Raw genomic sequence first — 9,151 nt, forward strand, 5'->3', positions numbered from 1 at the left:
TTTCTGCTACTGCTTCAACTTCCGGTGTTTCTACTGTTTCTGCTACTGCTTCAACTTCCGGTGTTTCTACTGTTTCTGCTACTGCTTCAACTTCCGGTGTTTCTACTGTTTCTACTACTGCTTCAACTTCCGGTGTTTCTACTGTTTCTGCTACTGCTTCAACTTCCGATGCTTCTACTGTTTCTTCTATTGTTTCTCCTCGTTGAGCAGCCATCATTTTTTCCCTAAACTTAGCTGCCATTTCCTCTGCTTGGTCGTATACCAGTTGTGGATTTTTCACCATTGCCCCTGGTTCAGGTTCTAGTTGCTTCGTTGACAAAGATATACGACCTCTGTCAGCATCTAGATCGATGATCATAACTTTTAGTTCATCATTGACTTTTAGTACACTGCTAGGAGTTTCTATATGGTCGTGGGAAATTTCTGATATGTGCAGTAAGCCACTTACACCACCAATATCTATAAAGGCTCCATAAGGCTTAATACCACGAACTGCGCCTATCACAACTTCCCCTACTTCTAAGCGATTCATCTTCCGCTCAACTAAGGCGCGACGATGACTTAAAACTAGACGATTGCGTTCTTCGTCTACTTCTAGAAATTTTAGAGGTAATTCTTCGTTAAGTAAATCTTCTTTTGGTTTGCGTGTACTAATGTGTGAACCCGGAATAAATCCACGTAAACCTTCTATCCGAACTAAAGCACCACCACGATTTGTTGCAAATACTTGAGAACGCACAGTTGCATCTTCTGCTTGTAGTTGCCGGACTCTTTCCCAAGCCCGCATATATTCTATCCGTCTAATGGACAAAGTTAACTGTCCATCTTCATTTTCATCTGTTAGAATAAAAAATTCTCTTGTTTCGTTAGACTGTAGAACTTCTTCAGGGTTTTCTACCCTATTAATTGACATTTCTTGGATCGGAATATAAGCAGCAGTTTTAGCTCCAATGTCAATTAATGCTCCCCTTGGTTCTAAACTAAATACTGTCCCTGCTACAATATCTCCAGGACTAAAGTGATAGTCATATTTATCTAGTAAGGCTGCAAAATCTTCGTGAGTAAAGCCAATATCCTTGGCTGGTGTTTTCAAATTTATCATGCGTGTATTTTCTTGGGATTTCTCTCCTTAATGTTTTTTACTTGTCTTGATAGTTTCTGCTTCATAAAACTGATATAAAACGTCACTGGTTATGACATTTCAATGTTTACTTCCTGCTTCTACAGTCACTGTCGGCAGCAGGACCTCCACAGGCATGAACGGTCAAGCCAACCGCATCTCTCTACTTATACTTTATAAGTTATATATAAGACAAAACTTTCCTTTACAAAAACTATGGTTTCAGAGAAAAACCAATTTTTTTGTATAATTTAGGTAAGCAACTGTTACTTTTCAGGCCATTAGAGTTTTTATAAAAAATACCACTTCACTAGTCAAGGCTTGGGTATTTACTTCATTTTTTTGATCGCTCTAACTTCATAGTCTGATTTACATAGAGTGTTAATTTACTCTAGTGAGGCCTATATATCAGTAGAATAGAAATTTTACCGAGTCAAGCCAAGTTCCTAAACTACCATTATGATTCAAAACACTTTATTTTACCACAATTATGATGCTAGTTATTTTTTGGCCACTCTTGATCGATAACTTTCCAATTTATCTAGATGTTGGCAGAATACCCACACCTATCGCTTGTCTTGGTATCTTAATGGGAATGTGGAAAATGTGTAGTATAATACAACTTATCACTGACTCACCAACTGTATCGGGATAGTAAGATTAATCTAACAGAAGTAGTTAATTGTCTTACCCCAGTAAAGATTAGCAAACTGGGAAGAACGAAGATAACTTGTACACAAAATTTGCCCATATTAACTTTCAAAATCTACAAACCAAATATTCAACCCTTGGGCTAAGGAGCTTAGGCTGGGAAGTATTAAGACAAGTCAAACATCTTAGAGACGAAGTAAGACCTTGCGCTGAGTTAACACTTAGTTGATCCATCCATCTGTGAAACAGGAAACCCATGACATTAGCGACAGGATTTGGCCTTGGGTATATAACAGATGCTAAGTCCAAAAATATCTTTGAACTACTATTAGTGCTGTAGTTACTAGAGTTATCGCTAAATAAACTGAAACAATGGTACTTAGCCCTAGAGATACCAATAATTTCAGATACTTACTTATCAGTGCTAAGAACTACAAACTTTACAGACCAAGGGTTTGAAATTTGTTATAATCTTTTCAAGCGACTTGTCTACTATTGTTAAGTTCAAGACTAAGTTGTACAAGAGGCTGGTGTTTCATGATCTGGAGCATCTTGTTGTAAAGAAATGTCAGAACTTTTTGGCAAAGTCCTAGCAAATTCTAAATTATCTTTTTGATTTTGTAGATGATTTAAAGTATCTACAAAATCTCGAATACCTTGAAATTTACGATAAACAGAGGCAAAACGAATATAGGCCACTTCACTAATAGCACTCAATTTACTAAGAACAATTTCACCAATTTCAGCACTGGTAATTTCTCTCTGGGATCTCCCCTGTAATTCAACCTCTATTTCATTGACAAAAGCTTCAAGCTGACTAGCTTCAATACCAGTCTTTTCGCAGGAACGGATAATACCTCGAAGTAATTTCGACTTGTCAAAAGACTCCTTTTTACCATCCCTTTTGATCACTGTTACTGTAACAAATTCTATTCTTTCATAAGTCGTGAAACGATGCTGGCAGTTCATACATTCCCGCCTACGTCGAATACTCTTACCAGATTCGGCTGAACGGGACTCTAGAACACGACTATTTGTATGTTGGCAAATTGGACATAGCATACTTCAAATTTTTCATACATAAATAATTTTGCCCAACTCAGGGAGATGGCCACTTGTTATTAGTTATTAGGTATGAGTGCTGGGCTGAGAACTCAGCACTCATAACCGATCAAAAAGGCAATTTTTTGGATAGGAAACTCATCAAGAATGATTACTTTCCAATCCTAGGTGGATCGCGGAAGGCGATCGCAAAAAATATTACACCTAAGGCCAAAGCTAATACCAGTATATAAGCTGCACTTTCCATAAGGGAATTTCCTGAAAATCCAGTTCTTTATTAGTTTACCAGTTGATAGTAAATAAAAGTCCAACGAAAATACTTTGTAACTTTTTTCAAAGTAATCGTTGGACTTTTATCAAATTTGAAGATTAGATATAACTATTTGGCCATCATTGTATTGATGCCAAATTTTAGTATTTGTTTTGTGATGTTTACTCCCTACGGGTACTCAAGTCACCCAATTTCTGGAATAAACCAAACTCTACTTGTTCCTCTAGGTCTGGGTCAATACCGGCGAATACATCGCGGAACAAAGTCCGGCATCCGTGCCAAATATGACCAAAGAAGAATAGGAGAGCAAAACAAGCATGACCATAAGTAAACCAACCACGAGTGCTAGTTCGGAATACACCGTCAGAACCTAAAGTTTCTTGGTCAAACTCAATAGGTTCACCTCCCTGAGCTTTACGAGCATACCTCTTAACATCTGCAGAGTTAGTGAATGTTTGACCATCAAGGTCACCACCGAAGAAGCTAACAGTTACACCCTGTGCTTCAAAACTATATTTTGACTCTGAACGACGGAAAGGAATATCAGCCTTAACCACACCTTCTGAATTGGTTAAAATAACTGGGAAAGTTTCAAAGAAGTTAGGTAGACGACGTACAAATAATTCCTCGCCATCCTTATCCTTAAACACAGGATGACCAAGCCAACCTTGAGCTAAACCATCACCATTGTTCATTGGACCAACACGGAACAGACCACCTTTGGCAGGGCTATTACCAACGTAGTCATAAAAGGCTAATTTTTCGGGTATAGTTCCCCAAGCTTCTGAAGCAGTTTTGCCTGCTGCTAACTCAGCTTGCACACGACGATCAATTTCTTGCTGGAAGTAACCACTGTCCCACTGATAACGAGTAGGGCCAAACAGTTCTATAGGAGTAGCAGCACAGCCGTACCACATTGTTCCTGCTACAACAAAGGCTGCAAAGAAAACTGCTGCAATACTACTGGATAGAACTGTTTCAATATTACCCATCCGCAAAGCTCTGTAGAGACGTTCTGGGGGTCTTACAGATAAGTGGAACAAACCAGCAATAATTCCGACAATTCCTGCTGCAATGTGGTGGGCTACAATTCCTCCAGCATTAAATGGGTTAAATCCTTCTGGTCCCCAGGCTGGGGCTATCGGTTGGACAGAACCCGTCAATCCATAAGGATCTGATACCCACATTCCTGGACCAAATACTCCGGTCAAGTGGAAGGCTCCAAAGCCAAAGCAAAGTAAACCAGATAAGAATAAGTGAATACCAAACATTTTTGGTAGGTCTAGAGCAGGTTCTCCTGTACGTTGGTCAAAGAACAAGTCTAAGTCCCAAAAAACCCAGTGCCATACAGCAGCTAGGAATAATAGACCAGAAAGAACAATGTGAGCTGCTGCTACACCTTCAAAAGACCAGAAACCAGGGTTGGAAGCTACTTCTCCTGTAACACTCCAACCACCCCAAGATTGGGTAACACCTATACGAGCCATGAATGGCATAACAAACATTCCCTGACGCCACATGGGGTTCAGGACTGGATCGCTAGGATCAAAAATTGCTAGTTCGTAAAGGGCCATTGAGCCAGCCCAACCTGCTACTAGAGCAGTGTGCATTAAATGCACGGAGATTAGTCGTCCTGGATCATTCAGAACAACTGTGTGTACCCGATACCAAGGTAGTCCCATTGACTACGCTCCTCCTATAAATAATGATGTCTAATCTATTCTGAAAGCTTTTTTCTTTTGCTTGTTATGCTGCTGCTGTTGACATCATCCCGACGTTGCGCTTAAGCGACAAGGTGGGATTCCCTAACATCGCTGATAGGGGTTTTCTGCTTCATAGCACCTGCCTCCGAGGCAGAACCTCTTTACGGTCTTACGGTCGCTCCACAGACTGACACTGCTAGCCCAGCAGCCTTGCTCTTGTAAATAGCATACTATTGTAAATACCGCAATATTGATTGGTTTTTATCCCGACGCTCCCGTTCCGGAGAGCGCGGGTCTTCAACCAACGTTGAGATAAAACTGACACAAAGTGTCACATAATGTGACAATTTGATGTGTACGGACGTTGCATGCAACGTCCCTGCTTCCACTGAGGCCGTCGGCGGTTACTCATCCACAGGCATTCACGGTCGAGCCAACCGCATCTTTTAGATTTATGATCTCTTCAAGAATAAATTGTTCCAATATTGGTCCTATCATCAAGATTATTTCAGACAGAATGGCCAAATTTATCAGATGAGTGCATAAAAATTAAAACTTTTTCAAGAATTGTATAGAGTTTTGAAGTTAATAGTCAAGTAAATTGAAGAAAGAATAAGAACATAGTATTAATTGTGGATATTCAAGTAATTTTAGCTAGGGCTTGCTGAAAAAGTCTTATGGGTAAGGGTAGGAGACAGGAGACAGGAGACTGGAGACAGGAGGAATGAGGAATGAGCGAGGAAGCAGGAGTCAGAATTATAAGAGTGATTTTTCTGCCTCGCGTTAGCCCAAAATCCTAACTTGAGGAGTATGAAGAACTAAAAACCAGGTATTTTTTCAAGACTTCAAAAGGCTAAAGCCTTTATATGTAAAAGCTTTTAGATTTAATCAGCAAACCCTACTTAGAAATTAACTAACTTTTGACTTTTATATTTTGTCGTTTGACTTAAATATGGTGAGTTTGACAAATGGCTGAGGTATTGGAAAGGTATTCTAATACTTTTTCGGCATCAATCAAGCGAGTTAATACAACGTTACCAATATTTTGATTAGAAGCAGACTGTTGAGCTTCAGCAGTGGGATAAATTTCTACCATTAAAACTGCATCTTCGACACGATGGAGCCACATTTGTTCGTTTTTATCCCACAGACAGATTGACATTTTTTTGATATCGGGTGCTCGTCTCCAGGCAATTTCATTCCACAGGCCACCTACTGTCCAGATTTGACCTATTGCCCATCCCTCTGATAAGAAGAAGTATTTCACAGACTTTGATCGGGTTAACTAATTTATTAATAAGTTTATCAAAAATAAGAGTCTTGAAAATATCTACAAACAAATATTAAGTAATGTGAAAAAAGTTAGGCTATTGGCTGGAAAAGCTGAAAATTTAATGTTTTTTCTATAGAATTATTTATATTTGATTTATACAATAAATTCGACTTTATCAACTACAGAATTCAAGCTGAAATTAGGAAAAATATAATATAAACCAGATTCAGGAATATTGATTATGAACCTTTTAACTGCAAATCACAATGATAATATTCTCTGCAAAAATTCTGCAAGTAATAGTTTTCTGGTAAGTAAGCGATCGCCTGGTTTGGGGATGTTGGTAGTTATTGACCCCAGGGTGGAAAATTATGGAATGTTGGCATCGGGGGTGTTGCGGGGAGCAAAGGTTGTAATTCTGGAATCTGGTGAGGATGGGGTTAGACAGGTAAGTAGGGCGATCGCCGATCGTCGGGTTTCTAGTCTGCATATTGTTTGTCATGGTTCCCCTGGTAGTTTGCAGTTTGGTAATACTCGGTTGAGTATTGGGAATTTGGCAGGATACGGAGCGGAGTTGAAAAGTTGGGGTGAGGGGATAGGGTATGGTGGAATATTGTTGTATGGTTGCGAGGTAGCTGCGGGAGATATTGGGGCAGCTTTTGTGGGAAGGTTGCATGAGTTGAGTGGGGTAGGTGTTGCTGCTGCTGTTGGTCGTGTTGGTTGTGCAGAGTTGGGTGGTAGTTGGGAACTTGGGGTTAAGGTTGGGAATGTTGGGGATGGTTTGGCGTTTGGGGAGGAGGTGTTGGTAAGTTATGGGGGAGTATTTGCTGATATTACTGTTAATAGTACAGATGATTCTCTAATAATAAATAATGGTGATGGGTTAGTAACATTGCGGGAAGCAATTGAAGCTGCCAATAACGATACAACTACTGACTTGGGAGAGACTGGTGATGGTGCTGACACTATTATTTTTGACCCTGCTGTATTCGGTACGCCTCAGACAATTACTTTGGCAGGTGATCCGATTGAAGGGATTCCTGGGCAATTACTTATTACTGACGATTTAACTATAGAAGGAACTGGTGCAGCTAATCTAACTATAAGTGGTAATAATACTTCGCGAGTTTTTAGTATTGGCAATACAGCGACAGTAGCAAATGTCACGATTAATAGCGTCACAATTAGTAATGGGTTAGCTACAAATGGTGGAGGTATATATGCTTATTCTGGTACTACTGTCACAATTAACAACAGTACAATCTCTGGAAATTCAGCCACCAGTAACGGAGGCGGTATTTATAGTGAAGGTAGCATAACTTTAGACAATAGTACAATATCGGGCAATAGAGCATCTAATGGTGCTGGTGTTTTTAATCATGTCTATGGTTATTTAGCAGTAACAAATTCCAGTAGTATTACTGGTAATGTTGCAAGAGGAGGAGAATTTACGGGGGGTTATGGAGGAGGAATTAATAATACTGGTGATAGTGCTAACCCAAGTACGGTAACGATAGATAATAGCACTATTTCTAATAATGATGGACGTAGAGGTGGTGGTGTTTTTAACACTTACGGTATCCTAACAATCACTAATAATAGTAATGTTTCAGATAACAACGCATCATCTGGTGGTGGCGTTTATACAACGAACAATACCACTGTAACACTTAACAACAGTACAATCTCTGGAAATTCAGCTACTTTGAACGGAGGCGGTATTTATAGTGAAGGCAGTGTCACTTTAGACAATAGTACAATATCGGGCAATACAGCATATGATGGTGCTGGTATTTTTAATCATGTCTATGGTTATTTAGCAGTAACAAATTCCAGCACTATTACTGGTAATGTTGCAATCCCATCAGGATCTGGGCAGAGTTTTGGAGGAGGAATTAATAATACTGGTGATAGTGCTAACCCAAGTACGGTAACGATAGATAATAGCACTATTTCTAATAATGATGGATCTATAGGTGGTGGTATTTTTAACACTTACGGTATCCTAACAATCACTAATAATAGTAATATTTCCAGCAATAATGCTACTTATGGTGATGGTGGTGGTATTTTCAATGACAGTAGTGGTGAGGTACAAATAAATTCCAGCACTGTTTCAGGAAACAGCTCTAGTGAAGATGGTGGTGGTATTTCTAATTCTAATGATTCTAATACAATAGTAATAGCCAATAGCACCATTTCTGGTAACAGCTCTGATGGCCTTGGTGGTGGTATTTATGCTGCTGAAACTGTTACAATACTTAACAGCACTATTTCTGGAAACAGTTCTGGTGAAGATGGTGGTGGGATTAATAATGCAGGGTATACAACAGTCACTAATAGCACTATTTATGGCAATACAGCAAATTCTGATGGTGGTGGAATTATTAGCTTTGATAGCGATCTAACTTTATATAATAGCATTATTGTAGGAAATATTGATTTAGATCAAGGTATTCAAGCTCCTGATATTTCAGGAACTATTGATTCTGGTAATAATAATCTGATTGGGAACACCAGTGGTATCTTTAACTCAGATATTTCAACCAGTATCACAGGTGTAGATGCTAGTACTGTACTTGACCCAAATTTAGCAGATAATGGAGGTCTAACACAAACCCATGCTTTAATTCCCACTACTACTAATCCTGCTATTGATAGTGGAAATAATGATGATGTTCCACCTGGGGACTTCGATCAACGAGGTACAGGGTTTCCTCGAATTATAGATGGTGATGGAGATGGTACAGCAACAGTTGATATTGGTGCGTTTGAAATTACACTTCCGGCAATATCAATAGATGATGTTACAGTTAGCGAAGCCGATGGTACTGCCACATTTACTCTGAGTTTAGATCAAACCAGTAGCCAAGATATTACAGTAGACTACATTACTACAGACAACACAGCTACCACACCAGAGGACTACACGGGAATAAGCAATACCACAACAATAGTAGCAGGTCAAACTACTGCCAGTATTACAGTAGATATTATAGACGACACTATAGATGAATTAGACGAAACATTTAATATTGATCTGTCTAATCCTGTCAATGCTACTATAGCAG

6 protein-coding genes are annotated in these 9,151 nt (G+C 39.3%); 1 reads left to right on the forward strand and 5 read right to left on the reverse strand.

From position 1 onward, the window contains the following. The 5 genes from F6K22_RS20875 to F6K22_RS20895 all read right to left on the reverse strand — a co-directional run. Positions 1-1,102, reverse strand: a 1,102-nt coding sequence (locus tag F6K22_RS20875) for a 30S ribosomal protein S1 (protein WP_293102100.1), incomplete at its 3' end; no start/stop codon positions are given. Positions 1,103-2,281: 1,179 nt separating this feature from the next. Continuing rightward, positions 2,282-2,833 carry a transcriptional regulator NrdR gene (nrdR, locus tag F6K22_RS20880; RefSeq protein WP_293102102.1) on the reverse strand — a complete coding sequence of 184 codons (552 nt, stop codon included), beginning with the start codon at positions 2,831-2,833 and terminating at the stop codon, positions 2,282-2,284. Positions 2,834-2,984: 151 nt separating this feature from the next. Further along, complete coding sequence (locus F6K22_RS20885; RefSeq protein ID WP_011613950.1) at positions 2,985-3,080, reverse strand: photosystem II reaction center protein T; 96 nt, start codon at positions 3,078-3,080, stop codon at positions 2,985-2,987. Positions 3,081-3,265: 185 nt separating this feature from the next. Next, entirely contained in the window at positions 3,266-4,786 is a 1,521-nt protein-coding gene (gene psbB, locus F6K22_RS20890; protein ID WP_293102105.1) for a photosystem II chlorophyll-binding protein CP47, read from the reverse strand. 967 nt (positions 4,787-5,753) lie between these two features. Then, complete coding sequence (locus F6K22_RS20895; protein ID WP_293102108.1) at positions 5,754-6,074, reverse strand: hypothetical protein; 321 nt, start codon at positions 6,072-6,074, stop codon at positions 5,754-5,756. Positions 6,075-6,321: 247 nt separating this feature from the next. Between F6K22_RS20895 and F6K22_RS20900 the strand changes: the two genes are divergently transcribed. Beyond that, a partial coding sequence (locus tag F6K22_RS20900; RefSeq protein WP_293102111.1) for a DUF4347 domain-containing protein occupies positions 6,322-9,151 on the forward strand: 2,830 nt, incomplete at its 3' end.

Origin of the sequence: Okeania sp. SIO2F4 (assembly GCF_010672385.1) — a bacterium.
Classification (GTDB): domain Bacteria; phylum Cyanobacteriota; class Cyanobacteriia; order Cyanobacteriales; family Microcoleaceae; genus Trichodesmium.